22 protein-coding genes are annotated in these 24738 nt (G+C 71.9%); 11 read left to right on the forward strand and 11 right to left on the reverse strand.

Annotation, left to right across the window (positions count from 1 at the left end):
- Positions 1 to 176: 176 nt before the first annotated feature.
- A complete protein-coding gene (gene ftsH, locus KUM49_RS02600) occupies positions 177 to 2216 on the forward strand; it encodes an ATP-dependent zinc metalloprotease FtsH (protein ID WP_217235000.1) in 2040 nt (679 codons plus the stop codon).
- 150 nt (positions 2217 to 2366) lie between these two features.
- Positions 2367 to 2972 (forward strand): GTP cyclohydrolase I FolE, encoded by a 606-nt coding sequence (gene folE, locus KUM49_RS02605; protein WP_217235001.1) that lies wholly within the window; start codon positions 2367 to 2369, stop codon positions 2970 to 2972.
- A gap of 12 nt (positions 2973 to 2984) precedes the next feature.
- Here folE and KUM49_RS02610 read toward each other — a convergent pair whose 3' ends face one another.
- The 6 genes from KUM49_RS02610 to KUM49_RS02635 form a co-directional block, all read right to left on the reverse strand.
- Complete coding sequence (locus tag KUM49_RS02610) at positions 2985 to 3470, reverse strand: DUF3180 domain-containing protein (protein ID WP_217235002.1); 486 nt, start codon at positions 3468 to 3470, stop codon at positions 2985 to 2987.
- Between the two features lie 105 nt (positions 3471 to 3575).
- Positions 3576 to 4187, reverse strand: coding sequence for a 2-amino-4-hydroxy-6-hydroxymethyldihydropteridine diphosphokinase (gene folK, locus KUM49_RS02615; RefSeq protein WP_217235003.1), 612 nt, complete (start codon positions 4185 to 4187; stop codon positions 3576 to 3578).
- Positions 4184 to 4543, reverse strand: a complete 360-nt coding sequence (folB, locus tag KUM49_RS02620) for a dihydroneopterin aldolase (RefSeq protein ID WP_217235004.1) — start codon at positions 4541 to 4543, stop codon at positions 4184 to 4186. The genes folK and folB overlap by 4 nt, the downstream gene beginning before the upstream one ends.
- 343 nt (positions 4544 to 4886) lie before the next feature.
- Positions 4887 to 5390 (reverse strand): nuclear transport factor 2 family protein, encoded by a 504-nt coding sequence (locus tag KUM49_RS02625; RefSeq protein WP_217235005.1) that lies wholly within the window; start codon positions 5388 to 5390, stop codon positions 4887 to 4889.
- Positions 5387 to 6295: a dihydropteroate synthase gene (folP, locus tag KUM49_RS02630; RefSeq protein ID WP_217235006.1), complete on the reverse strand. Its 909-nt coding sequence runs from the start codon at positions 6293 to 6295 to the stop codon at positions 5387 to 5389. Before folP ends, KUM49_RS02625 begins: the two co-directional genes overlap by 4 nt.
- 177 nt (positions 6296 to 6472) lie before the next feature.
- Positions 6473 to 8284, reverse strand: coding sequence for a phosphatidylglycerol lysyltransferase domain-containing protein (locus tag KUM49_RS02635; protein WP_217235007.1), 1812 nt, complete (start codon positions 8282 to 8284; stop codon positions 6473 to 6475).
- Positions 8285 to 8474: 190 nt separating this feature from the next.
- Between KUM49_RS02635 and KUM49_RS02640 the strand changes: the two genes are divergently transcribed.
- Positions 8475 to 9602, forward strand: coding sequence for an esterase family protein (locus tag KUM49_RS02640; RefSeq protein WP_217235008.1), 1128 nt, complete (start codon positions 8475 to 8477; stop codon positions 9600 to 9602).
- A gap of 162 nt (positions 9603 to 9764) precedes the next feature.
- Entirely contained in the window at positions 9765 to 11081 is a 1317-nt protein-coding gene (locus tag KUM49_RS02645) for a hypothetical protein (protein WP_217235009.1), read from the forward strand.
- A gap of 27 nt (positions 11082 to 11108) precedes the next feature.
- On the opposite strand, the gene KUM49_RS02650 is transcribed toward KUM49_RS02645, so the two are convergent.
- Both KUM49_RS02650 and KUM49_RS02655 read right to left on the reverse strand, forming a co-directional pair.
- Positions 11109 to 12446: a PH domain-containing protein gene (locus KUM49_RS02650; protein WP_217235010.1), complete on the reverse strand. Its 1338-nt coding sequence runs from the start codon at positions 12444 to 12446 to the stop codon at positions 11109 to 11111.
- Positions 12443 to 12946, reverse strand: a complete 504-nt coding sequence (locus tag KUM49_RS02655; RefSeq protein ID WP_217235011.1) for a PH domain-containing protein — start codon at positions 12944 to 12946, stop codon at positions 12443 to 12445. The genes KUM49_RS02650 and KUM49_RS02655 overlap by 4 nt, the downstream gene beginning before the upstream one ends.
- Positions 12947 to 12977: 31 nt before the next feature.
- On the opposite strand from KUM49_RS02655, the gene KUM49_RS02660 reads away from it, so the two are divergent.
- A complete protein-coding gene (locus KUM49_RS02660; RefSeq protein ID WP_217235012.1) occupies positions 12978 to 14129 on the forward strand; it encodes an NADH-quinone oxidoreductase subunit D in 1152 nt (383 codons plus the stop codon).
- On the opposite strand, the gene KUM49_RS02665 is transcribed toward KUM49_RS02660, so the two are convergent.
- Positions 14094 to 15137, reverse strand: a complete 1044-nt coding sequence (locus KUM49_RS02665; protein WP_217235013.1) for an SAM-dependent methyltransferase — start codon at positions 15135 to 15137, stop codon at positions 14094 to 14096. The two genes, KUM49_RS02660 and KUM49_RS02665, sit on opposite strands and share 36 nt — an antisense overlap.
- A gap of 118 nt (positions 15138 to 15255) precedes the next feature.
- Between KUM49_RS02665 and KUM49_RS02670 the strand changes: the two genes are divergently transcribed.
- Together KUM49_RS02670 and KUM49_RS02675 are read left to right on the forward strand one after the other, a co-directional pair.
- A complete protein-coding gene (locus tag KUM49_RS02670) occupies positions 15256 to 16458 on the forward strand; it encodes a sensor histidine kinase (RefSeq protein WP_217235014.1) in 1203 nt (400 codons plus the stop codon).
- A gap of 57 nt (positions 16459 to 16515) precedes the next feature.
- Entirely contained in the window at positions 16516 to 17187 is a 672-nt protein-coding gene (locus KUM49_RS02675; protein ID WP_217235015.1) for a response regulator transcription factor, read from the forward strand.
- Positions 17188 to 17202: 15 nt separating this feature from the next.
- Here the strand turns inward: KUM49_RS02675 and KUM49_RS02680 are convergent, their stop codons facing one another.
- Entirely contained in the window at positions 17203 to 18312 is a 1110-nt protein-coding gene (locus KUM49_RS02680; RefSeq protein WP_217235016.1) for a DUF5937 family protein, read from the reverse strand.
- 284 nt (positions 18313 to 18596) lie between these two features.
- Positions 18597 to 19877: a low specificity L-threonine aldolase gene (locus tag KUM49_RS02685; RefSeq protein WP_217235017.1), complete on the reverse strand. Its 1281-nt coding sequence runs from the start codon at positions 19875 to 19877 to the stop codon at positions 18597 to 18599.
- A 163-nt stretch (positions 19878 to 20040) separates the two neighbouring features.
- Here KUM49_RS02685 and KUM49_RS02690 point away from each other — a divergent pair, with 163 nt between their 5' ends.
- The 4 genes from KUM49_RS02690 to nadC are packed head-to-tail and all read left to right on the forward strand — an operon-like array spanning position 20041 to position 24735.
- The gene (locus KUM49_RS02690; RefSeq protein ID WP_217235018.1) at positions 20041 to 20976 is read left to right on the forward strand and encodes a Rossmann-like and DUF2520 domain-containing protein; all 936 of its coding nucleotides are present in this window, start codon (positions 20041 to 20043) and stop codon (positions 20974 to 20976) included.
- The gene (panC, locus tag KUM49_RS02695; protein ID WP_217235019.1) at positions 20976 to 22019 is read left to right on the forward strand and encodes a pantoate--beta-alanine ligase; all 1044 of its coding nucleotides are present in this window, start codon (positions 20976 to 20978) and stop codon (positions 22017 to 22019) included. The genes KUM49_RS02690 and panC overlap by 1 nt, the downstream gene beginning before the upstream one ends.
- Positions 22016 to 23743, forward strand: a complete 1728-nt coding sequence (locus KUM49_RS02700) for an L-aspartate oxidase (protein WP_217235020.1) — start codon at positions 22016 to 22018, stop codon at positions 23741 to 23743. The genes panC and KUM49_RS02700 overlap by 4 nt, the downstream gene beginning before the upstream one ends.
- Positions 23744 to 23748: 5 nt before the next feature.
- On the forward strand, positions 23749 to 24735 hold the full coding sequence (nadC, locus tag KUM49_RS02705) for a carboxylating nicotinate-nucleotide diphosphorylase (protein WP_217235021.1): 987 nt from the start codon (positions 23749 to 23751) through the stop codon (positions 24733 to 24735).
- The last annotated feature ends 3 nt before the right edge of the window (positions 24736 to 24738 follow it).

Here is a 24738-nt window from a genome sequence, read left to right on the forward strand (position 1 = left end):
GCCCAAGCCCTGTAAGACGATCGGGAACCCCAGCGGGTTTCGCGCCGTTGGAGCATGCAGACGGGTTCGCCAGTCCTCCCGTGCGGCTTCGGTCCACAATGCTGGGGTACCGTCAGAAGAACTGTCTTATCAAACTCACTATGGCAGGAGGGACGGGGCGTCTTCGCTCCGTATGGATGGACGTGAAGCGATACTTCCGTGGGCCGGTCATGTGGATCGTGCTGGCCGTCCTTGCCGTGGTCGTGTTGATGCAGGTCGTCGGCTCGTCCGGTGGCTACAAGACGGTGGACACCGGCCAGGTGATCCAGGCGATCAATGACAACAAGGTCGAACAGGCCAAGCTGACCACCGGCGACGAGTCGACCATCAAGGTCCAGCTCAAGGACGGCGAAAAGGTCGAAGGCAGCTCGAAGATCCAGGCGAGCTACATCGGCGACCAGGGCGTGACCATCGCCGGCACGCTGCAGACCAAGTACCAGGACAAGCAGATCCCGGACGGTTACACCGTCTCGCCGACGAAGCAGAACGCCTTCGTCGGGATCCTGCTCTCCCTGCTCCCCTTCGTCCTCATCGTGGTCGTCTTCCTGTTCCTGATGAATCAGATGCAGGGCGGCGGCTCCCGAGTCATGCAGTTCGGGAAGTCCAAGGCGAAGCTCATCACCAAGGACACTCCGAAGACGACGTTCTCGGACGTCGCAGGCTCGGACGAGGCCGTCGAGGAGCTCCACGAGATCAAGGAGTTCCTGCAGGAACCGGCGAAGTTCCAGGCCGTCGGGGCGAAAATCCCCAAGGGCGTACTGCTGTACGGCCCTCCCGGCACCGGCAAGACCCTGCTCGCGCGTGCTGTCGCGGGCGAGGCGGGCGTGCCGTTCTACTCGATCTCCGGTTCCGACTTCGTCGAGATGTTCGTCGGTGTCGGTGCCTCCCGAGTCCGTGACCTGTTCGAGCAGGCCAAGGCGAACGCTCCGGCGATCGTCTTCGTCGACGAGATCGACGCGGTCGGCCGCCATCGCGGCGCCGGCCTCGGCGGTGGTCACGACGAGCGCGAGCAGACGCTGAACCAGCTGCTCGTCGAGATGGACGGCTTCGACGTCAAGGGCGGTGTGATTCTCATCGCCGCGACGAACCGACCGGACATCCTCGACCCGGCCCTTCTGCGGCCCGGCCGTTTCGACCGCCAGATCGCGGTCGACCGTCCGGACATGCAGGGCCGTCTGGAGATCCTCAAGGTTCACCAGAAGGGCAAGCCGGTCGCGCCGGACGTCGACCTGTCGGCCGTCGCCCGCCGCACCCCGGGCTTCACCGGTGCGGACCTGTCGAACGTGCTGAACGAAGCGGCGCTCCTGACGGCGCGCAGCGACAAGAAGCTCATCGACAACCACTCGCTGGACGAGGCGATCGACCGCGTCGTGGCGGGCCCGCAGAAGCGGACCCGGATCATGTCGGACAAGGAAAAGAAGATCACCGCATACCACGAGGGCGGCCACGCCCTGGTCGCGGCGGCCTCCCCTAACTCCGACCCGGTCCACAAGATCACGATCCTCTCGAGAGGCCGTGCTCTGGGGTACACGATGGTCCTGCCGGACGAGGACAAGTACTCGACCACGCGCAACGAGATGCTGGACCAGCTGGCTTACATGCTGGGCGGCCGCGCGGCCGAGGAACTGGTCTTCCACGACCCGACCACCGGCGCTGCGAACGACATCGAGAAGGCCACAGCAACGGCCCGCGCGATGGTCACGCAGTACGGCATGACCGAGCGTCTCGGAGCCATCAAGTTCGGTGGCGACAACACCGAGCCGTTCCTGGGCCGGGAGATGTCGCACCCGCGCGACTACTCGGAAGAGGTCGCCGCGCTGGTCGACGAAGAGGTCAAGAAGCTGATCGAGACGGCGCACAACGAGGCCTGGGAGATCCTGGTCGAGAACCGCGACGTCCTCGACCAACTGGTCCTCCAGCTGCTGGAGAAGGAGACGCTGAACAAGGAGCAGATCGCCGAGATCTTCGCTCCCATCGTCAAGCGTCCCCCGCGGCCGGCCTGGACCGGCTCCTCCCGCCGTACGCCGTCCACCCGTCCGCCGGTGCTCTCCCCCAGGGAGCTCGCACTGACGAACGGTGCCAACGGCGCCACGCCGGCGATCTCCACGGCGAAGTCCACCGCGGCGGAGCCCGCCCCGGTGACCGAGCCCGCACCCGAGGAGCGTCCGGAGAGCTGACTCCTCGGACACCTCGGGCCCCCGGTGACCTCACCAGGCCCGGAATGGATGCCGCGCCCCCCAGGTTCTAGCCTGGGGGGCGCGGCATTTGTATGCCGGCAGTGCGGCGCGCGGCCCACTCGCGCGAAAGGCAAAGGAACGAGGCACCAGATGACCGACCCCGTGACGCTGGACGGCGAGGGCTCCATCGGCGAGTTCGATGAGAAGCGGGCCGAGAACGCCGTACGTGAACTGCTGATCGCGGTCGGCGAGGATCCGGACCGAGAGGGCCTCAGGGAGACTCCGGCGCGGGTCGCGCGGGCGTACAAGGAGATATTCGCGGGGCTGTGGCAGCGCCCGGAGGACGTGCTGACGACGACGTTCGACATGGGGCACGACGAGATGGTGCTCGTGAAGGACATCGAGGTGTACTCGACGTGTGAGCACCATCTCGTGCCGTTCAGGGGTGTCGCCCACGTCGGTTACATCCCGGCCACCACCGGCAAGATCACCGGCCTGTCCAAGCTGGCCCGCCTGGTGGACGTCTACGCCCGGCGCCCGCAGGTGCAGGAACGACTCACCACGCAGATCGCGGACTCCCTGATGGAGATGCTGGAGCCGCGTGGCGTCATCGTGGTCGTGGAGTGCGAGCACATGTGCATGTCGATGCGGGGCATCCGCAAGCCCGGCGCCAAGACCCTCACCTCGGCCGTGCGCGGGCAGCTGCGGGACGCGGCGACGCGGAACGAGGCGATGAGCCTCATCATGGCCCGCTGACGGCCACCGGCGTCACGCCGCCGAAGCCGCCCCCGTGTTGTGGTCGTCGTCCTCCGGGAGCCTGCACACGCGCTCCAGGAAGATCGCGGCCGCTATGACGGCGATGCCCGCGAGGACCGAGAAGCCGGCGTAGATGGCCTGGTCCCGGCGGGCCGGGATGTCCAGGGACTCCAGCAGGAAGACGCCGGTGCCGCCGTACATCCCGGAGACGAGAGCGGCGACCAGGGCGCTCGACTGGCCGAAGACGACCGCGCGGGCCGCCATGAGCGGGTCGACGCCCTTGGCCTCGGGGCGGCGCTCACGCTGGGCCTTGAGGCGGGCGCGGATGGAGAGCGCCGTGGACAGCAGGACCGCGGCGATCAGCGTGAGGACGATGGGGGCGGCCAGAGGGACGCTGGGGAGGGTCCCGACCGAGTTCCAGAGGCGGGCGCCCGCCCAGGACAGGATCCCGGCGATGGCGAAGACGCCGGCCAGCAGCCTGATGCGCAGCTCTCTCACGGTGTCCCTTCAGGTCCCCGGCCGTGGTCCCGGACGGTGGTCGTGATGACCCGTCCGGTCCGGCCGTCATGTCCGGCCGCCCCAGGGTCGTCTTGACCTTAACGGCTACTCGGGCAGCCGGAGTTCCAGGTCCTTGCGGGGTTCTACGCCGTGGCGGGTGAGGGTGTCGAGGAGGGCGGCGACCGCGCCGCGTCCGGGCAGCTGGGCCTCGGGTTCGACGTCGTGCCAGGGGGCGAGCACGAAAGCGCGTTCGTGGGCGCGCGGGTGGGGGAGGGTCAGGTGCGGGTCGTCGGTGACGACGTCGGCGTACGTGACGATGTCGACGTCGAGGGTGCGCGGGCCCCAGTGCTCGTCCCGCACCCGGTTGAAGGCCTCCTCGACGGCGTGCGCCCGCTCCAGGAGGGAGGACGGGGGCAGGGTGGTCTTCAGGACCACGACCGCGTTGAAGTAGGACGGCTGGCTGCCGGGCTCGACGCCCCACGGCTCCGTCTCGTACACGGGGGAGACGGACTTGATGCGGACGCCCGGGGTGTCCTCCAGGGCGTCGATGGCGCCCTGGAGGGTCTCCAGGCGGTTGCCCAGGTTGGAGCCGAGGGAGATCACGGCTCGTTTCGGGTTGTGCAGGGTGGTGTCGGCGGCGTCGACCTTCTCGACGACGGAGGCGGGTACCGGCTGTACGGTCGGGTCGCTCTGACCTCCGGTGAAGAACGCGGTCATACTCGGCTCCGGGTGATGGTGACGGTCACGTCGTCGAAGGGGACGGTGATCGGCGCGTCCGGTTTGTGGACGGTGACCTCGACCTCCTGGACGCCTTCGTGCTTCAGACAGGCCTGGGTGATGCGCTCGGCGAGCGTCTCGATGAGGTTGACGGGCTCGCCCTCGACGACGGCCACGACCTCCTCCGCCACGATGCCGTAGTGCACGGTCTTCGCCAGGTCGTCGTCGGCGGCGGCCGGTCGGGTGTCCAGGCCCAGGACGAGGTCCACGATGAAGGTCTGGCCCTCCTCGCGCTCCTTGGGGAACACACCGTGGTGCCCGCGGGCCTTGAGGCCGCGCAGCGCGACACGATCCACGCGAATCACTCCTGCAATCGTCGGTGCGGCCGGTTCGTACCGCGTGCGGGCGGTACACCGGCCTCGAACGAATCTACCTGCGAGCACTGACAGGGCCGGGACACGGGGGGCGCGGCCCGGGCCGGGTTCAGGAGGTTTCACCGTGCGTTTCCCCTGGGGAACCCGGCGGCTCACGGGCTGGTAGCCGCCCCTACCCAGGGTCGGCGATTCCAACCACTTCTTGGTTCTTGCGGGCGGCCCCGGGGGCTCGCGGGAGCTCCGGGGGCCGGGGCCGCTGTCCTGCGGGGCCTAGGGCCTTGTGGCCTTGTGGCCCCCTGTGGCCCCTGTGGATCCGCCTACCCGCTCAGGCGGGGGTCTCGTCGCTTTCGTCCTCGTCGTTTTCGGCCAGAACCGGAGAGGCGTGGTGGGACCAGATCTTCCAGCCGTCGGGGGTGCGGCGGAACACGTTCGTGGCCACGACCAGCTGGCCGACGAGCGGGCCGAGCTCCTCGCCGCCCTCGGGGGCCGGACCGCCGCTGAGAATGTTCTCCGTACAGGTCACCAGGGCGGTGTCGCCGGTGACGGACACGTGCACGTCGGTGAGGAAGAACTGGATGTAGTCCGTGTTCGCCATGATCAGGGCGTACGACCTGAGGACCTCGCCGCGGCCGGTCAGGACGGGCCAGCCGGGATGTACGCAGGAGACCACGCCCACGTCGGCCGGGTCGTGGTACTCCTCGTCGACGCCGAGGTCGGTCGGGGTGAGCCAGAGCGACTCCAGCGCTTCGAAGTCCCCGCGCTCCAGGGCCTCGTAGAAGGCGGTGTTGGCGAGTTCGACCGCTTCGACGTCGGTGTGGGGGGCGCTCACCGGTCTCCTTCTGCGCCGTTGCCCGCGGCGCGTGCGCCTTCCGCTGAGCGCGCGCTCTCCACGGCGCGCGCGACCCGTACCGCGTCGGCCGTCGCGCGCACCTCGTGGACGCGCACCGCCCATGCGCCGGCGTGCGCCGCGAGGGCGGAGACGGCGGCCGTCGCGGCGTCGCGCTCGCGTGCGGGCGGGGGAGCGCCTTGCGGTCCCGCGAGGACGCGGCCGAGGAACCGCTTGCGGGAGGCGGCGACGAGCAGCGGGTGGCCGAGGCCGAGGAGGCGGTCGAGGTGGGCGAGGAGGGTGAGGTCGTGTTCGGCGTCCTTGGAGAAGCCGAGGCCGGGGTCGACGACGATGCGGTCGGGGGAGATGCCGCCCGCCAGAACGGCCTCCACGCGTGCGTGCAGTTCGTCGACGACTTCGGCGACCACGTCGTCGTACGCGCCCTTGACGTTGCCCCCCTCCAGGAAGCCGCGCCAGTGCATGACGACGAACGGGGCGCCCGCGGCGGCCACCGCGGGGACCATCGCGGGGTCGGCGAGGCCGCCGCTGACGTCGTTGACCAGGGCCGCGCCGGCCGCCAGGGCCCGTTCGGCGACGGACGCGCGCATGGTGTCGACGGAGACGGTCACGCCCTCCGAGGTGAGGCCGCGGACGACCGGGACGACCCGCTTGAGCTCCTCGGCCTCGTCGACCCGGGTGGCGCCGGGGCGGGTGGACTCGCCGCCCACGTCGACGAGGTCGGCGCCCTCGGTGACCAGGTCGAGACCGTGTTTGACGGCGGCCGTCGTGTCGAAGAAGCGGCCACCGTCGGAGAAGGAATCCGGGGTGACGTTCACGACTCCCATGACCGCGCAGCGGCCCCATTCAGGAAGGCCCGCGACCCGCCCACGTCCGCTCTGCTTGCTCATACGTTCAGCCTAGGCCCAGGGGCGGGGCCGTAAGGCCCGAGGCCCGTCTGTCGCGGCGGGCGCACACGTGCGGCCCGAGCGGAAGCCTCCGGACCGGAGGAGGGTGCGGGGCTTCCGCTCGGGCCTGTCCTGGTGGCCGCGTTCCATGCCGGCCGCTTCTCGCCGCGGTCCGTTCCGTCACGCCGCGCGGACGTCCCGTTCCGCGACGGCGTGCGCGCACGCGCGCGGGCCGGGCGGACGGCGGCGGAGAAGGCGTGGCAGGGGGAGGGCCAGGTTGACGAAGCCCTCCGCCTGCATGGCGGCGAAACCGATGCGGGGCAGGTCCCCGGAGGCGCGGTAGACGACGAAGCGGGGCTCCCAGCGGGGCTGGAACTTCGCGTTGAACTTGTACAGGGACTCGATCTGGAACCACCGGGACAGGAAGACCAGCAGGCCACGCCAGGCGCGCAGCACCGGACCCGCGCCGATCTTCTCGCCGCGCGCCAGGGCCGAGCGGAACATCGCGAAGTTCAGAGAGACGTGTTCGATGCCGAGTCTCGGTGCCGCCTGGAGTGCCGCCACGATCAGCAGTTCGTTCATGCCGGGGTCCGCCGAGCGGTCCCGCCGCATCAGGTCCAGGGACGCTCCGTTCGTGCCCCACGGCACGAAGTGGAGGATCGCCTTCAGGTCGCCGTACTGCCCCGGCCGGTCGTCGGCCTTGTGGGCCGTGGCGATGAGGCAGTCGCCGTCTGCCGCGTCGCCGATGCGGCCCAGCGCCATGGAGAAGCCGCGTTCGGTGTCGGTGCCGCGCCAGTCCTCGGCGGCGCGGCGGATGCGGTCCAGCTCGGCGTCGCCGAGGTCACGGACGCGTCGTACCCGGGTCTCGTAACCGGCGCGCTCGATGCGTTTGACCATCTGGCGCACATTGCGCATCGCGCGGCCGGCGAGGGAGAAATCCGCGACGTCCACCACCGCCTCGTCGCCCAGTTCGAGGGCGTCGAGGCCGGTCTCGCGGGTCCAGACCTCGCCGCCGGTCTCGGAGCAGCCCATCACGGCGGGGGTCCAGGAGTGGGCCCGGGCCTCGTCCATGAAGCGCTCGATGGCGCCCGGCCAGGCCTCGACGTCGCCGATCGGGTCGCCGCTGGCGAGCATCACACCGGAGACGACGCGGTAGGTGACGGCCGCTTTGCCGCTGGGCGAGAAGACGACGGCCTTGTCGCGGCGCAGTGCGAAGTGGCCGAGGGAGTCACGGCCGCCGTGCTTGGCCAGCAGGACGCGCAGGCGGGCCTCGTCCTCCTCGGTGAGGCGCGCGGCCGGGTGCTCGGGCCGCAGGGCGAGGTAGATCGTCGTGACGGCGGTGAGCAGGCCGAGGGCGCCCAGGGACATGGCGACGGTCCAGGACGTGTCGCCCTGGTAGTCGACCGGGCCCTCGAAGCCGAACAGGCCGTACAGGACGTGCGCGATGCGGTCGGCCAGGCTGGGGTCGCCCACCATGCGGTCGGGGTGGACGCTGACGATGACCAGCCCGAGGGCGAGTGAACCGGCGCCCATCAGGACGAAGTTGGCGAGCGCCCGCCACCGGCTGCGCGGGTCGGGCAGGGCCGCGAACTGGTCGCGGTGGCGCAGCAGGGGCGCGAGCAGCGCGAGCGAGATGAGCACGCCCACAAGGGAGTGCCGGTACGTGAACTGTGCCACCGCGCCCGCCGGGAGCAGCACCACGGCCGCCCGCCAGGCCCGGCGCTTGTGCCGCTTGAGTCCGTGGGCGAGCAGCAGCAACAGGACGCCGACGCTGATCGAGAGCGCGGCCGCGAAGGGTCCGAGCGCGCCGGGCAGCACCTCGGCCATCGTGTGCATCCGGCTGTGCCTGAAGCGCGGGAAGACGCCCGCGGCGATGTCCACGAGGCCCACGAGCGCGCACGCTCTGCCGACGAGGGCCGGGACGGCCTCGGGGCGCGGACCACTCAGGACGCGCCGCACCCGGTGTGAACCGGTCGGAACCTCGCCCGACATTTCCTCATCTGTCCTGACAGACATCGCATCCCGTTGTTCTGCGAGAGACCTTGGATCCGGGCCCGATTCGGGCATCCGGCGACATTGCGCCCTCTAGGACGGTGTCTCAGGGGGCGAGGTTCATTCGACTCGTCCAAAGCCGGTCCAAAGCCCAGGGCAAGTCCCGGGCAAGGCCCTCACGAAGGAACCCATGGGTCTCACGAGCAACAAGACGCTGGTGGTGGCGGTGCTCTTCGCGGTTCTGCTGTTCGTCGGCACCGTGTGGCTGTGGCCACGGCTGGCGCGGCGGAACTGGCGGGCCGTCGGCGGGCGCGTGGGCTTGCTGTTCGCCACGCAATTGGCGCTCTTCGTGTCAGTGGGCCTCGCCGCGAACCAGGCCTTCGGTTTCTACGCCTCCTGGGCGGACCTGTTCGGGCGGGAGACGGGCCAGGGCGTGGTCGTCGACCACACCGAGGGTCTCGGGTCCGGCGGTCCTCTCCAGGTGGTCGACACGCGGCGGGTGTACGAGACGGGCGGTCTGAGGCCGCAGGCCGGCGGGCAGATCCAGAAAGTCGCCATTGCCGGCCCTGCGACGCGTATCCACACGCCCGCGTACGTGTATCTGCCGCCGGAGTACTTCCAGCCGCAGTACCGCACGCGGACGTTTCCCGTGGCCGTCGTCCTCACCGGATATCCGGGTACGGCTCAGGCACTGGTGAACAAACTCCACTTTCCGCGCACGGCCTGGAACCTCGCCAGGAACGGGCGTATGCAGCCGATGATCCTGGTCATGCTGCGGCCGACGGTGGCGCCGCCGCGGGACACGGAGTGCGTGGACGTGCCGGGAGGTCCGCAGGCCGAGTCGTTCTTCGCCAGGGATCTGCCCGACGCCGTACGGGCCCACTACAGGGTCGGCGAAAAGCCGGGCAGCTGGGGGATCATCGGCGACTCCACGGGCGGCTACTGCGCGCTGAAGCTCGCCATGCACCACCCCGAGGTGTACGCCGCCGGGGCGGGACTGTCGCCGTACTACGACGCGCCGAGCGACCCGACCACGGGCGACCTCTTCCACGGCGACAAGGCAGTGCGCGACCGCGCGAACCTGTTCTGGTACCTCAAGCACATGCCCGCCCCCGACACTTCACTGCTCGTCACCAGCAGCAAGGTCGGTGAGGCGAACTACAAGGACACGCTGAAGTTCATCGAGCGGGTGAAGGACACCGGGCGGACGCGGATCTCCTCGATCATCCTCGAAAGCGGCGGCCACAACTTCAACACCTGGCGGCGGGAGATACCGGCGACGATGCAGTGGATCAGCGGACGGTTGGACGACCACTGAAAATGATCTTGTGGCTCTCGGCGGCCTTGTCGTTCCCGTCTTGCCAATCCTGCCGAATTCGGTGGCAAATCTGATTCCTGATGACGTGTGAAGGCATCGGGATGGCTGTGTTTTTACGGGCTGGGGCACCATCATTCGCCTACGCGCGGTAAGTTTCTGGCCATGCCACGTGGACGTCACCGCCATTCCCCGCCCTTGCACAGGATGCTGCCCCCGTCGGCGATCGCAGGCGTCTCCCTCGTCTGTGCGCTCGGCCCCTGGGTGTTCACGGAGCAGATGGTGCTCCGTGGTCTGGCCGCGGCCGCCGCGGCGACGGCGGTCGTCGGTGCGGTCGTCATGCGTCATTGGGACACGCAGGCGGGCAAACAGGTCGCCGACCTCACGCGCGCGCGTGCGAGCGACGAGTGGCGCTTCGAGGAGCGGGTCGCCGAACTGGAGACCGACCTCGACGAGTCGCGCGAACTGCGCGTCAAGCTGGAGCAGCGGCTGCGGGCCAAGCGCGCGGAACTCGCGGGACTGCGCAACGAACACGCGGCCCTGCTGCGGCGGTACGCCACGGCGGAGACCGAGCGCGCGAGTGCCCTGGAGGGCCGCCGCCTGCTGGAGATAGAGGCGTCCGGTCCGACCACCCGTGAGCTGTTGCCGGCGCAGGCCGCGCCCGTGGCCGAGGCGGGGGGCGTGGCTGCCCCGGCCGGCCAGGAGACGGACGAGGCCGCCGAAGCCGTACCCGCGGCGGAAGGGGAACCCGAGGCTCCGGCGATCTTCACGCCTGAGGGTTCCCGGCTGTTCCTGCGGGCGAAGGGGGCGCTGGCGCGCCTCGGCGACGCCGACGGCGCGGCGGTCAAGGACGAGCGCGAGGACGAGGCCGAGGACGAGCTGAAGGTCGGCCTCAAGGACGCGGCCAAGGGCGAGTCGAAGGGCGAGCCCAAGGACGCCCCGAAGAGCGGGCCCAAGGGCGTGACCAAGGCCGCCCCCAAGGACACCGTGAACGACGAGCAGGTGAAGGCGGGTTCGGCCGGGGAGACGGTGGCCGAGGCGGCCGGCGGCGCCGAGGCGGAGGCCACGCAGGAGGACGAGGTGCGGGGGAAGCCCGTGGCGGTCGACGAGCATGAGCGCGCGGCCGCCACCACCACGGCGAAGACCGCCCAGCCGGGCCGGCGGCCCTCCGGACACTTCGTCGCGCCGACCGCGGTGGCGGTCGCACCGGCGACGCCCGCGCGGCGCCCGCTGGTGGAGGGCGGCTTCGACTTCTTCGGAATGCAGAAGGGCGCGGCCCCGGCGGCGCTGGCCGCCGTCCAGAACGAGGACCTCGCCGACGTCGTCGGCCAGGAGGCGCTCGCCCTCCACAAGGCCGAGTCCGAGGCGGAGTTCAAGCCGGCGGACGAGGAGTCCCGTGGCGTCGGCCAGGTCATCGACCTGACCGCACACGACGAGACGGAGCAGATCGACGTACAGGGGCTGCGGAGCGCGGTCTCGTAACGTCCGTGCGCCGACAGGCCCCGCTTTTCAGGACGCCATCCAGCGGTCCGGCCGCGCGACCTTCCGTCCCGTCCGTGACCGCTCGGCCTGCCCCCGCAGCAGCTCGGCAGCCTCCTGAGCGTCCCTCAGCCGCGCTGTGACCGTCTTGCTGGCCCCCGTGTCCACGTGGACGTCGGCGACGCGCCACAGGCGCTGCCAGGGCCCCTGCGCGAGCCGTACGCTCTGCACCTTCGCGTGCGGGACGAGCGACAGACTCCGTCGCAGCAGGCCGTGCCGGGCCGCGAACACCGCGTCGGTGACGACGAGTCCGTAGCCGCGCCACCACCACGGCAAGCACCGCGCGGCCCGCCGCGGAGGACGGGACAGCGCCGACACGGACGGCACGGTCACGCCGGGCAGCACGCGCGCGACGACCGACTCGGCGACCTCCCGCGGAGCGACCGGCACCAGCACGGAGTTGGACGACCCTGCCACGTCCAGCTCCACCCGTACCCAGCCGCGCCGCCGCCACAGCAACGGCTCCACGATCCGTACGGTCTGCACGCGCCCGGGAGGCACCGTCTCGTGCGTACGGTCCAGCAGCCCGTGGTCGATCCGCAGCCCGTCCGGCGACTCGCCCACCGTCCAGTCGTACTCGCCGACGAACCGCCCCACACTGCTCGCGCCCGCCGCGCCCAGCAGCGGCAGCGCGGTCGCGAGAACCGTCCACACGCTGTGGGTGGCCAGCCACAGCACCGTCGGTACGACGATCGCGGCGACCAGCGTGCCCCAGGTCGCGCCGGTCAGTACCAGGGAGACGGCGAGGACACCCGGCGGTACGCGCAACAGCTCGCGGGAGGGCGCCTCGCCGACCTCGTGTGCCGTCTCGGGCGCGAAGCCGGCGGCGCGGGCGAGGAGTTCCGCGCGCAGGGCCCGTGCCTCGCCTTCGCCCAGGAAGGCGAGTTCGTCCTTCTTGTCCGCGCCCACGACGTCGAGTTTGAGTTTTGCGACCCCCGCCACCCGGGCGAGCAGCGGCTGGGTGACGTCGACGGCCTGGATGCGTTCGAGCCGGATGTGGGCGGCGCGCCGGAACAGCAGGCCGGTACGGATGCGCAGTTCCGTGTCCGTCACCGCGAAGTGAGTGAACCACCAGGTCAGAAAGCCGTAGAGCGCGGCGGCCGGCACGAACACGGCGAGAGAGATCAGCAGCGTGGTCGTGGTGAGCTTCGTCAGCTGTTCCTGCGCCTGGTTGGGGTCGTGCACCGCCCACCCGATGATCACGGCGATCGGCGCCCAGGCCCGCCTGAGCGGCGTCACCGGGTGCAGCCGCCGCTCGGTGACCGGCGGCTTCTCGGGTATGGCCTCACCCACGCCCGGCGCGGTCACAGGCCCGCCGATCGGGCCTCGCCGAGTTCGGTGAGCCGGTCGCGCAGCCGTTCCGCCTCGTCCGGGGCGAGGCCCGGGATGGTCGCGTCGGTCGCCGCGGCCGCGGTGTGCAGCTGCACGCTGGCCAGCCCGAAGTGGCGTTCGACGGGTCCGGAGGTGACCTCGACCAGTTGCATCCGCCCGTACGGCACGACGGTCTCCTCCTGCCAGAGCACGCCGCGGCTGATCAGCAGGTCGTCGGCGCGCTCGGCGTAGCGCCAGGAACGCCAGTTGCGGCCGAGCATCACCCAGCCCCACACCGCCAGTGCCGGCGGCAGCAGCGCGAACAGGGACCAGGAGGGCCCCACGAGCAGGCCGAGCAGCAGTCCGAGCCCCAGAGCCAGCAGCCCCAGCCACACCACCAGCAACATCCGCCGCATCCGCAGCAGCCCCGGTGGGAGCCCGATCCACACCGGCTCGTCCCCCGTGGTCCCGTTGTCCGCCGTGCTCCCCGTCTCCATACGGTCAGCGTACGTAGGAGAGACTGTGTCCATGACTCCTACGACGGAGACCATGGTCGGTATCGGCGGCGCCGCGGAGAGCACCGACATGGTGCTCAACATCGGGCCCCAGCACCCGTCCACCCACGGTGTCCTACGCCTCAGGCTGGTGCTGGACGGCGAGCGGATCCAGCACGCGGAGCCGGTCATCGGCTACATGCACCGCGGCGCGGAGAAGCTTTTCGAGGCGCGGGACTACCGCCAGATCATCATGCTCGCCAACCGCCACGACTGGCTGTCGGCCTTCTCGAACGAGCTGGGTGTCGTCCTCGGGGTGGAGCGCATGCTCGGCATGGAGGTCCCCGAGCGCGCGGTGTGGACGCGCACGCTCCTCGCGGAACTGAACCGGGTGCTGAACCACATGATGTTCCTCGGGTCCTATCCCCTGGAGCTCGGCGGCATCACCCCGGTCTTCTACGCGTTCCGGGAGCGCGAGACGCTCCAGAACGTCATGGAGGAGGTCTCCGGCGGGCGCATGCACTACATGTTCAACCGCGTCGGCGGCCTCAAGGAGGACCTCCCGGCCGGCTGGGCCACGCGCGCGCGTGCCGCCGTCGCCTCCGTGCGCTCGCGGATGGACGTCTACGACGATCTGGTGCTCGGCAACGAGATCTTCCGGGGGCGCACCCGGGGCGTGGGCGTCCTCGCACCGGAGGCCGTGCACGCCTACGGCGTGAGCGGGCCGATCGCGCGCGCCTCGGGCGTCGACTTCGACCTGCGCCGCGACGAGCCGTACCTGGCCTACGGCGAGCTGCAGGACACCCTGAAGGTGGTGACCCGGAAGGAGGGCGACTGTCTCGCCCGCTTCGAGGTCCTGCTGGAGCAGACGCACAACGCGCTCGACCTCGCGGACGCCTGCCTCGACCGGCTCGCCGGCCTGCCGCCCGGGCCGATCAACCAGCGGCTTCCCAAGGTCCTCAAGGCGCCCGAGGGGCACACGTACGCGTGGACCGAGAACCCGCTCGGCATCAACGGCTACTACCTCGTCAGCAAGGGCGAGAAGACCCCGTACCGGCTGAAACTGCGCTCCGCGTCGTACAACAACATCCAGGCCCTCGCGGTGCTGCTGCCGGGCACGCTGGTCGCGGACATGGTGGCGATCCTGGGGTCACTGTTCTTCGTGGTCGGGGACATCGACAAGTAGGCCGTCCAGCGGTGTGTCCGGGGTTCCGGCCGCGATGCCCACCGGCTGCAGCAGCCACCCGAAGTCGCCGAGGCCGCCCGTGGCCGTGAGCTCGGCGGCCTCTCCGGCGCTCGCCAGGGCGCGCACGTAGGCCGCGGGCTGGGTGGAGGCGAGCGCGAGCGGGGGGCGTGCGCCGGAGATGTCCAAGGCGCGCAAGGCATCGCGCTGGGTCAGCACACGCCCACCGGGGAGCGCGCACGCGTCCAGGGCGACGTGCGCCGTGATGTCGCACGACCCGTCCGGCACGGGCGCCGCCTCACGTCCCTCCCGGAAGCCGGTGAGCGTCCCGAAAGGGGGCCGCGCGCCTGCGGAGTGCGCGTAGTCCACCGCCACCGCGAGCCCTCGGCCGACGGTCGCGACCGCCGCCGCCCACGCCTCGTCCCTGGGCAGACCGATCTCGGCCCGCAGCCCCTCCTCGGCCGGCAGGGGCCACCAGCGCGCGAGCCACCGCGCCGCAGGACCGGAGACCGGCTCCCCGAGCCGCTCGCGTCCGTCCCGCCGTACGAGCACCAGCCGCGGTACGCCCGCGGAATCGACCTCGGCGACGTCCACGGGCACGTTGTCCAGCCACTCGTTGGCGAACAGCAGGCCGGTGATGCCCTTCGGCGGTTCGGCCAGCCACTCGATCCGGTGATCGAGGCCGGCCGGCCGGCCGGCGACCTCGACGGCGTACCCGCGCGCGCGGGAGGCCACGTCGGCGGGCAGCGCGGCCAGCACGCCGGTGACCAGCTCGCCCCGCCCCGCGGCCATGTCGACGAAGTCCAGCGCCCGGGGCCGCCCCAGCGCCTCGTCGACCCGGCACAGCAGCCGGGCCACGGCCTCGGCGAACAACGGGGAGGCGTGCACCGACGTACGGAAGTGCGCACCCGGGCCCTCGGGCCTGCGGTAGAAACCCTCCGGTCCGTACAGAGCGGCCTCCGTGGCCACCCGCCAACCGAGCCGTTCGCCCACTGTCTCCTCGCGCGTCACGCCGTCAGGTTAGGCGTACACGGGAACGGGGCCTCCACCTTGCGGAGTATGCGCGTGGGACAGGGATCGGTCCTCCGGTTGACCCCTGCACGCATCTCGCTTCCCTACGCTGGGTTACGTGCAACGCCTCTATGACTTCCTCCGCAGGCACCCGACGTGGGTCGACGGCTTCTGGGCCGTCTTCCTGTTCGGGATCTCGGTGGTGGGTGAAACCACCCGTCAGGAGGCGCGGGGTACCGACTCCCCGGCGGTCGTCGTCCCGATCGTTCTCCTGTTGTGCCTGGTCATCGCGCTGCGCCGGCGCATGCCGGAGAAGATGCTGCTGCTGGCCATCGGGCTCGGCACGGCGCAACTCCTCCTGGACGTGGAGACGACGGCCGCCGACTTCGCCATGCTGGTGATCGTCTACACGGTGGCCGCGACGGGCGCCCGCTGGGCCTCCCGGCTCGCGCTGGCCGCGGGCCTGTGCGCCGCCCCCCTGGCGCAACTGCGCTGGCCGAACCAGGACACCAGCGTGCTGGGCAACCTCGCGTTGATGATCTTCCAGGCGGTGCCGTTCGCGCTGGCCTGGGTGCTCGGCGACTCGATCCGCACCCGCCGCGCCTACTTCGCGCAGCTGGAGGAGCGGGCCGCGCGCCTGGAGAAGGAGCGCGAGGCGCAGTCGAAGGTCGCGGTCGCCGCCGAGCGCGCCCGGATCGCACGCGAGCTGCACGATGTCGTCGCGCACAACGTGTCGGTGATGGTGGTGCAGGCCGACGGCGCCGCCTACGTCCTCGACGCCGCCCCCGACCAGGCCAAGAAGGCCCTGGAGACGATCTCCTCCACCGGCCGCCAGGCCCTCGCCGAGATGCGCCGCCTGCTGGGCGTGCTGCGCACCGGCGAGCACCAGGAGGGCGGCGAGTACGTCCCGCAGCCCGACGTCGAGCAGATCGACGAGCTCGTCGAGCAGTGCCGGGGCTCCGGTCTGCCCGTCGACTTCAAGATCGAGGGCACCCCGCGGCCGCTGCCCAGCGGCGTCGAGCTCACCGCCTACCGCATCGTGCAGGAAGCGCTCACCAACACCCGCAAACACGGCGGGCCGAACGCGGGTGCGAGCGTCCGCCTGGTCTACTTCGACGACGGGCTCGGTCTGCTCGTCGAGGACGACGGCAAGGGCGCCCCGCACGAGCTGTACGAGGAGGGCGGCGCCGACGGTGCCGGTCACGGCCTGATCGGCATGCGTGAGCGGGTCGGCATGGTCGGCGGCACTCTGGACGCGGGCCCGCGCCCCGGCGGAGGATTCCGCATCAGTGCCCTGCTCCCGCTCAAACCGGCGCACTGACATCGACGCACGTCTTTCGTTGACACCTGTAACGACCCAGCAAAAAGAGAGGCCCCGATGACGATCCGCGTGATGCTCGTCGACGACCAGGTGCTGCTGCGCACCGGGTTCCGGATGGTGCTCGCCGCCCAGCCGGACATGGAGGTCGTCGCGGAGGCGGGCGACGGCGTCGAGGCCCTCCAGGTGCTGCGCGCGACCGCCGTCGACGTCGTGCTGATGGACGTGCGCATGCCGAAGCTGGACGGGGTGGAGACCACCCGCCGCATCTGCATGGAGTCCGACCCCCCGAAGGTGTTGATCCTGACCACCTTCGACCTGGACGAGTACGCCTTCTCCGGGCTGAAGGCCGGTGCCTCCGGCTTCATGCTCAAGGACGTGCCGCCCGGCGAGCTGCTGGCCGCCATCCGCGCGGTGCACAGCGGTGACGCGGTGGTGGCGCCCTCGACCACGCGCCGCCTGCTCGACCGCTTCGCGCCCATGCTCCCCAGCGCCGGCAAGGAACCCCAGTTCAAGGAGCTGGAGCGGCTCACCGACCGCGAGCGCGAGGTCATGGTGCTGGTCGCCCAGGGCCTGTCCAACGGCGAGATCGCGGCCCGGCTGGTGCTGTCCGAGGCGACCGTGAAGACCCATGTGGGCCGCATCCTGACCAAGCTGGGGCTGCGGGACCGGGTGCAGGTGGTGGTCCTGGCGTACGAGACGGGGCTGGTCCGGGCGGGCGGGCTCGGCTGAGGCGGCTTCCTGCCGCTAGCGGAGTACGCCCTCCAGGAAGTCGCTGCCCAGCCGGGCCACCACCGTGACGTCCAGCTGGTGCAGGACGTACCGGCCGCGGCGGCGGGTGGTGACCAGGCCCGCCTTCTTCAGCACGCTCAGGTGCCGGGATATCTCGGGCGCGGTCATGCCGTGCACCTGGGTCAGCTCGCCGGTCGTGAACGCGCTGCGGGCCAGGCTGCGGCACAGCCGCATCCGCACCGGATGGGACAGGGCTGCCATCCGCAGCGTCAGCTGCTCGACCGAGGGCGGGGCGGCGAGGGCCGGCGAGCCGACCGGGTAGTGCAGCACCGGCTGCCAGTCGTACCGGTGCAGGACCATCAGGTGGGGCCGGCCCAGGCTGGTCGGGACGAGCAGCAGACCGCCGCCGTCCTTAGTGGCCGTATGCCCGTCGCCGAGCTTGTCGACGGTGATGCGCGCGGCCGACTCGTCGAGCGCCACCGCCGGGGACACCGAGGCCAGGGCCTCGGCCAGGCCCCTGCGCCGCAGGAGGTCCGTCTTGTGCCGCGCGTCCGCCGCCAGTTGGTGGCGCAGCCGGGACCAGGTCTCCGCGAAGAACGCCTCGTCGCAGTCCTCCAGGAACTGCCGCAGCCAGGCCCGGATCCGCGGCGGGTCGGCCAGCAGCCGCTCACTGAACCGCACCTGCTGCGGCCCGCGCGCTGCGGCCAGCTCCAGCGCCCGCCGGCGCAGCTCGGGGTCGGCGAGCACAGCGGGCCCGCTCGAGGTGTAGGCCAGGGCGCAGGTGAACTCCAGCGCCGCGTCCACGAACTGTTCGTCCGTCAGCTTGTCCAGCAGGGACAGTTCCTCGGCGAGGGTCGCACCGGGCAGCGCGGCCCGGCCCGGGATGCCCGCGCACGGCAGGAAGAGGTCCGAGAACGTCGTGCGCCACAGGAAGTCCGCCTCGCACATCCGGTCGGCCAGATGCGGGTCGAGCCCCGCGGTCACGCTCGTCACCCAGCCTTGCAGGCCCGGATGGTGCCCCGGCTCGGACAGCGCGTGCAGCGCCATGCCCAGCTCGGCCAGGGGCGAGGTCACGACGGCGACCCGCTCCGGCCGCAGCCCCGCGATGTCGATGCTCACGCTCATGCCCTCATGGTGCACCCCGCCACTGACAACGCCGCCCTCGATTGACGGCGGCCGTCAACCGACGCGACGTCGCCGCCGCAGGGGGCACAGCCTGGGATCACCGGGGCGGCCGCGAAGCCTGCCCCCTCCCTGGATAAGCGTCCCGAGAAGGCGATCCGCCATGAGCATCACGCAGCAGTACCTCCTCGACACCTACCGGGCCCAGCGCCTCGGCGAGCCCGCGCCGCCCGCGCCCGACTGGCAGGCCGTGCGCGAGTTGCGCGATGACGCCCGGTTCCGTGCGGTCATCGCCGAGCGCCCGGCCCGCGGGCGGGTCCGTCAGGCCCTGGGCCGGTGGCTGCGGCCGGGCCCGCGTTCCGCTTGCTGACCGCCTGGGCTGTTTCCGCCGCTTCGCCGGCCACCTCGGTCACGCGCGCGACGAAGTCCGCGACCGCTGCTTTCACGTCGTCGGCCGTCCACTCGAGGCCGTCGGCGCGCACGGTCACCTCGGTGGTGGCCAGGCCCGGCCCGCCCCGGCCCCAGGGGACGCCGAAGAGCAGCGTCTTCGTCTGCTCGGCCTGCCGTACGGCCGCCTCGTCGAGGATGTCCGGGTCGTACGGCAGCCAGACCTGGAACTCGTGGGTGTGCGGCTGTTCGGGGAAAACGCGCGCCCACGAAACGCCGGACTCGGCGAAGCCCTCGCGCAGCGCGGCGGCGACCACGCGCGCGTGGGCCACGTACTGCGGCAGCCGGGGCAGCTCGCGTTCCAGTCCCACGAGCGCCGACAGCACGGTGGGGAACTGCTGGAAGATCATGCCGCCGTACCGGTGCCGCCAGGTCTTCGCCTCCTCCACGAGGGCCCTGGGGCCGGCCAGGGCGGCGCCGCCGAAGCCGTCGAGGGACTTGTAGAACGACACGTAGACGCTGTCCGCCAGCGCCGCGATCTCGTCCAGGGGGCGACCGAAGTGGACGGTGGACTCCCACAGGCGGGCGCCGTCGAAGTGCACCACCGCGTCGCGCTCGCGCGCCGCCTCCACGACCTCCGTCAGCTCCTCCCAGGAGGGCAGCACGAAACCGGCGTCCCTGAGGGGCAGTTCCAGCATCAGCGCCCCGAACGGCTCCTCGAAGCCGCGCACCTCCTCGGCGGTCGGCAGCCGGGGCTCGCTCGTCAGGCGGACCGGGCGCAGCCCGGCGACCTCGCTGAGCGCGCCTCGTTCGTGCACCTCGGGGTGGGCCAGCGCGTGCAGCGCCACGGTGGGGTTGCCGGTACGGCCCGCCCAGCAGCGCAGGGCGATCTGCTGGGCCATGGTGCCGGTCGGGAAGAACGCGGCCGCCTCCGTGCCCAGCAGCGCGGCGACCCGGTCCTCCAGGGCCTCCACGATCCGGTTGCCGTACATGTCGCCGGGCTCGTCGAGGTCGTACACCTGGGGTGCCGCCTCCTGCAGCCACGCGAGCCGTTCGCGCAGGGTGCCGCGGAAGCCCGCTCGGGACAGCACGCGCTCCGCCCCCAGGCAGGCGGACGCCCGCCGCTCCCGCAGCCGCTCCTGCGCCGACTGTTCCCCGCCCGGTATCGCCGTGTCCGTCATGCTCCGGATCATGCCGTGCGGCGGTCCGCGAGGGCATGCGCATTTCCGTCCTCCGGCGACCCACAGCCTGTGGACAACCGGACGCCCCCGGAACCGATCGCGTTAACATGACGAGAAATCGTCCGGTACCCAGAGCGGACTGGAACGGGAAGGCCGCCGTCGCGTGAGTACAGTCCACCAGCCAGATCCCAAGGACCGCCCCGCGCGGCTCACCGTCGGTGTCGTAGGCGCCGGCCGGGTGGGCCCCGCACTGGCCGCGTCCCTGCAACTCGCCGGACACCGCCCGGTAGCCGTCTCCGGGGTCTCCGACGCCTCCAGGAGGCGCGCCGCGCAGATGCTGCCCGACGTGCCGATCGTCACGCCCGCCCAAGTCCTGGAGCGTGCCGACCTCGTGCTGCTGACCGTCCCCGACGACGCGCTGCCCGGCCTCGTCGAGGGCCTTGCCGAGACCGGCGCCGTGCGGCCGGGACAGCTGCTCGTGCACACCTCCGGGCGGTACGGCGCGAAGGTTCTGGACCCCGCCCTGCGCGCGGGCGCGCTGCCGCTGGCCCTGCACCCGGCGATGACGTTCACCGGCACCGCCGTCGACGTGCAGCGCCTGGCCGGCTGCTCCTTCGGCGTCACCGCGCCCGACCAGCTGCGGCTGGCCGCCGAGGCGCTCGTCATCGAGATGGGCGGCGAACCCGAGTGGATCGCCGAGGAGAACCGGCCGCTCTACCACGCTGCCCTCGCGCTGGGCGCCAACCACCTGGTGACGCTGGTCGCCCAGTCCATGGAGCTGCTGCGCACAGCCGGCGTCGAGGCCCCCGACCGGATGCTCGGCCCGCTGCTCGGCGCCGCCCTCGACAACGCCCTGCGCTCCGGCGACTCGGCCCTCACCGGCCCCGTCGCGCGCGGGGACGCGGGCACGGTCGCCGCCCACGTCACCGAGCTGCGCAGGCACGCCCCGCAGGCCGTCGCCGGCTACCTGGCGATGGCACGCGCGACCGCGGACCGGGCACTCGCCCACGGACTGCTGAAACCGGAACTCGCGGAGGACCTCCTCGGGGTACTCGCCGACGGGACCACCGGGACCACCGGCACCGAAGGGGACGCCTGATGACCACCGCCCTGCTGCGTACCGCCGATGAGCTGCACGGACGCGTGCGCGTGGGCCGCCGCGCCGTCGTGATGACCATGGGCGCCCTGCACGAGGGCCACGCCACCCTGATCCGCACCGCCCGCGAGATCGCGGGACCGGACGGCGAGGTCGTGGTCACCGTCTTCGTGAACCCGCTGCAGTTCGGCAAGGGCGAGGACCTCGACCGCTACCCGCGCACCCTGGACGCCGACCTCAAGACCGCCGAGGACTCGGGCGCCGACGCCGTGTTCGCGCCCGGCGTCGAGGAGGTCTACCCGGGCGGCGAGCCGCAGGTCCGCGTCAGCGCCGGCCCCATGGGAGAGCGCCTGGAGGGCGCCTCCCGGCCCGGCCACTTCGACGGCATGCTCACCGTCGTCGCCAAGCTGCTGCACCTCACCCGCCCCGACGTCGCCCTGTACGGCCAGAAGGACGCCCAGCAGCTCGCCCTGATCCGCCGCATGGCACGGGACCTGAACTTCGGCGTCGAGATCGTCGGCGTACCGACCGTGCGCGAGGAGGACGGCCTGGCCCTGTCCAGCCGCAACCGCTACCTCAAGCCGGAGGAGCGGCGCACGGCACTCGCGCTGTCCCGCGCGCTGTTCGCGGGCCGCGACCGGCACGCGGCGCAGGAGGCGCTGCGGGCGCGGGCACGTGAGGTGCCCGCCACGCACGCGCGTGCCGAAGCGCTGAGTGCCATAGGGGAGTCCCGCGCGGCGGCCGACACCCACGCCGTCGCCAAGGCCCGCACGTCACCCACCACCGCCCCAGGCCACGACGCTGGGCGTCGCCCCGGCCCCACGGGCGGCCCCGCGGCCGTCCGCGCGGCCGCCCGCCTGGTCCTCGACGACGCCGGCCGCCTGAGCCCGCCGCTCGCGCTGGACTACCTGGCCCTCGTCGACCCGTCCGACTTCACCGAGATCGAGGACGACTTCACCGGCGAGGCCGTCCTCGCCGTCGCCGCCCGGGTCGGGACGACCCGGTTGATCGACAACATCCCCCTCACCTTCGGAGCCGCCTCGTGACCAGCACAGGCATACGACTGCACGCGCCCGCCCCGGGCTGGTCCATCGACGCCGACGTGGTCGTCGTCGGCTCGGGTGTCGCCGGCCTCACCGCCGCCCTGCGCTGCGAGTCCGAAGGCCTGCGGACGGTCGTCGTCACCAAGGCCCGCCTCGACGACGGCTCCACCCGCTGGGCGCAGGGCGGCATCGCCGCGGCCCTGGGCGAGGGCGACACCCCCGAACAGCACCAGGACGACACGCTGGTGGCGGGCGCGGGCCTGTGCGACGAGGAGGCCGTACGGATCCTCGTCACCGAGGGGCCCGACGCCGTCCGCAGGCTCATCGAGACCGGCGCCCACTTCGACGAGTCCGAGGAAGGACTCCTGGAGCTCACCCGCGAGGGCGGCCACCACCGCCGCCGCATCGCCCACGCGGGCGGTGACGCGACCGGCGCGGAGATCTCCCGGGCGCTCGTCGAGGCGGTACGCGCGCGTGGGCTCCGTACGGTCGAGAACGCTCTCGTCCTGGACCTCCTCACGGACGCCGACGGCCGCACCGCGGGTGTGACCCTGCACGTCATGGGCGAGGGCCAGCACGACGGCGTGGGCGCCGTCCACGCCCCCGCGGTCGTCCTCGCGACCGGCGGCATGGGCCAGGTCTTCTCGGCGACCACCAATCCGTCCGTGTCGACCGGCGACGGCGTGGCGCTCGCCCTGCGCGCCGGGGCGGAGGTCTCGGACCTCGAGTTCGTGCAGTTCCACCCGACCGTGCTGTTCCTGGGCGCGGACGCGGAGGGCCAGCAGCCCCTGGTCTCCGAGGCGGTACGCGGCGAGGGCGCCCACCTGGTGGACGCCGACGGCGTGCGCTTCATGGTCGGCCAGCACGAACTCGCCGAACTCGCGCCCCGGGACATCGTCGCCAAGGGCATCATGCGCCGCATGCAGGAGCAGGACGCCGAGCACATGTTCCTGGACGCCCGGCACTTCGGCGCCCACATGTGGGAGCACCGCTTCCCGACGATCCTCGCCGCCTGCCGCGCCCACGGCATCGACCCGGTCCACGAGCCCATACCGGTCGCCCCGGCCGCCCACTACGCCTCCGGCGGCGTCCGCACCGACCCCCGGGGCCGTACGACCGTCCCCGGCCTGTACGCGTGCGGCGAGGTCGCCTGCACCGGCGTGCACGGTGCGAACCGGCTGGCGTCGAACTCCCTCCTGGAGGGCCTGGTCTACGCCGAGCGCATCGCCGCCGACATCGCGGCGCGCCGGGCGGAGAACGGCCTCCACGCACGCGTGCCGGTGCCCGTCGAGCACCCCGAGAAGCCCGCGCACCCCCTGCTCGCACCCGAGGCCCGGTTCCTGATCCAGCGGACCATGACGCAGGGCGCGGGCGTCCTGCGCTCCGCCACGTCCCTCGCGACCGCCGCGGACGCCCTCCAGCGGCTCCACGCCGACGCCCGGGACGCCCTCGACGAGAACGGCAAGACCGCCGAGCCCGGCGTCGACACCTGGGAGGCCACCAACCTCCTGTGCGTGGCCCGCGTTCTGGTCGCCGCCGCGCGCCTGCGCGAGGAGACCCGCGGCTGCCACTGGCGCGAGGACCACGCCGAGCGCGACGACACGACATGGCGGCGCCACATCGTCGTCCGGCTGAATCCCGACCGGACGCTGGCCGTACACACCACGGCCACTCCAGACTTCCCCCCGACCCGGCACCAGCAGCCCCACCGTCCCCAGGAGCAGTGACAGAAGTGAGCACCCCCGACCTTCCCCTCGCCCAGAGCGGCGGCTGCGGCGACGGCTGTGCCTGTGGCGCTGCCTCCGACATCGCCGACGAGGAGTACCTGGAGTGCGGGCTCGACCCCGCGCTCGCGCAGCTCCTGGCCGACGCAGGACTCGACCCCGTGGAGGTTGAGGACATCGCCAACGTCGCCATCCAGGAGGACCTGGACCACGGAGTGGACGTGACGACGGTCGCGACCATCCCCGAGGACGCCGTGGCCACCGCCGACTTCACCGCGCGCGAGGCGGGCGTCGTGGCGGGCCTGAGGGTCGCCGAAGCGGTCGTCTCGGTCGTCTGCGCGGACGAGTTCGAGGTCGAGCGGCACGTGGAGGACGGCGACCGGGTGGAGGCCGGGCAGAAGCTCCTGTCGGTCACCACGCGCACGCGTGACCTGCTCACCGCCGAACGCAGCGCGCTCAACCTGCTGTGCCGCATGTCGGGCATCGCGACCGCCACGCGCGCGTGGGCGGACCTTCTGGAGGGCACCAAGGCGCGGGTGCGCGACACCCGCAAGACGACGCCGGGGCTGCGCTCCCTGGAGAAGTACGCGGTGCGCTGCGGAGGCGGCGTCAACCACCGCATGTCGCTGTCCGACGCGGCTCTGGTCAAGGACAACCACGTGGTCGCCGCGGGCGGCGTCGCGCAGGCCTTCAAGGCCGTCCGGGAGGCATTCCCGGACGTGCCGATCGAGGTCGAGGTCGACACCCTCCACCAACTGCGCGAGGTCGTGGACGCCGGGGCCGACCTGATCCTCCTGGACAACTTCACGCCGGGGGAGTGCGAGGAGGCGGTGGCCCTCGTCCACGGCCGTGCCGCGCTGGAGGCCTCGGGGCGGCTCACCCTCGAGAACGCCACGTCGTATGCGGACACCGGCGTCGACTACCTCGCCGTGGGGGCCCTCACCCACTCCTCGCCGATCCTGGACATCGGCCTGGACCTGCGCGAGGCGGAGTAGTCG

This window comes from Streptomyces sp. AC555_RSS877 (assembly GCF_019049245.1).
Lineage (GTDB): Bacteria > Actinomycetota > Actinomycetes > Streptomycetales > Streptomycetaceae > Streptomyces.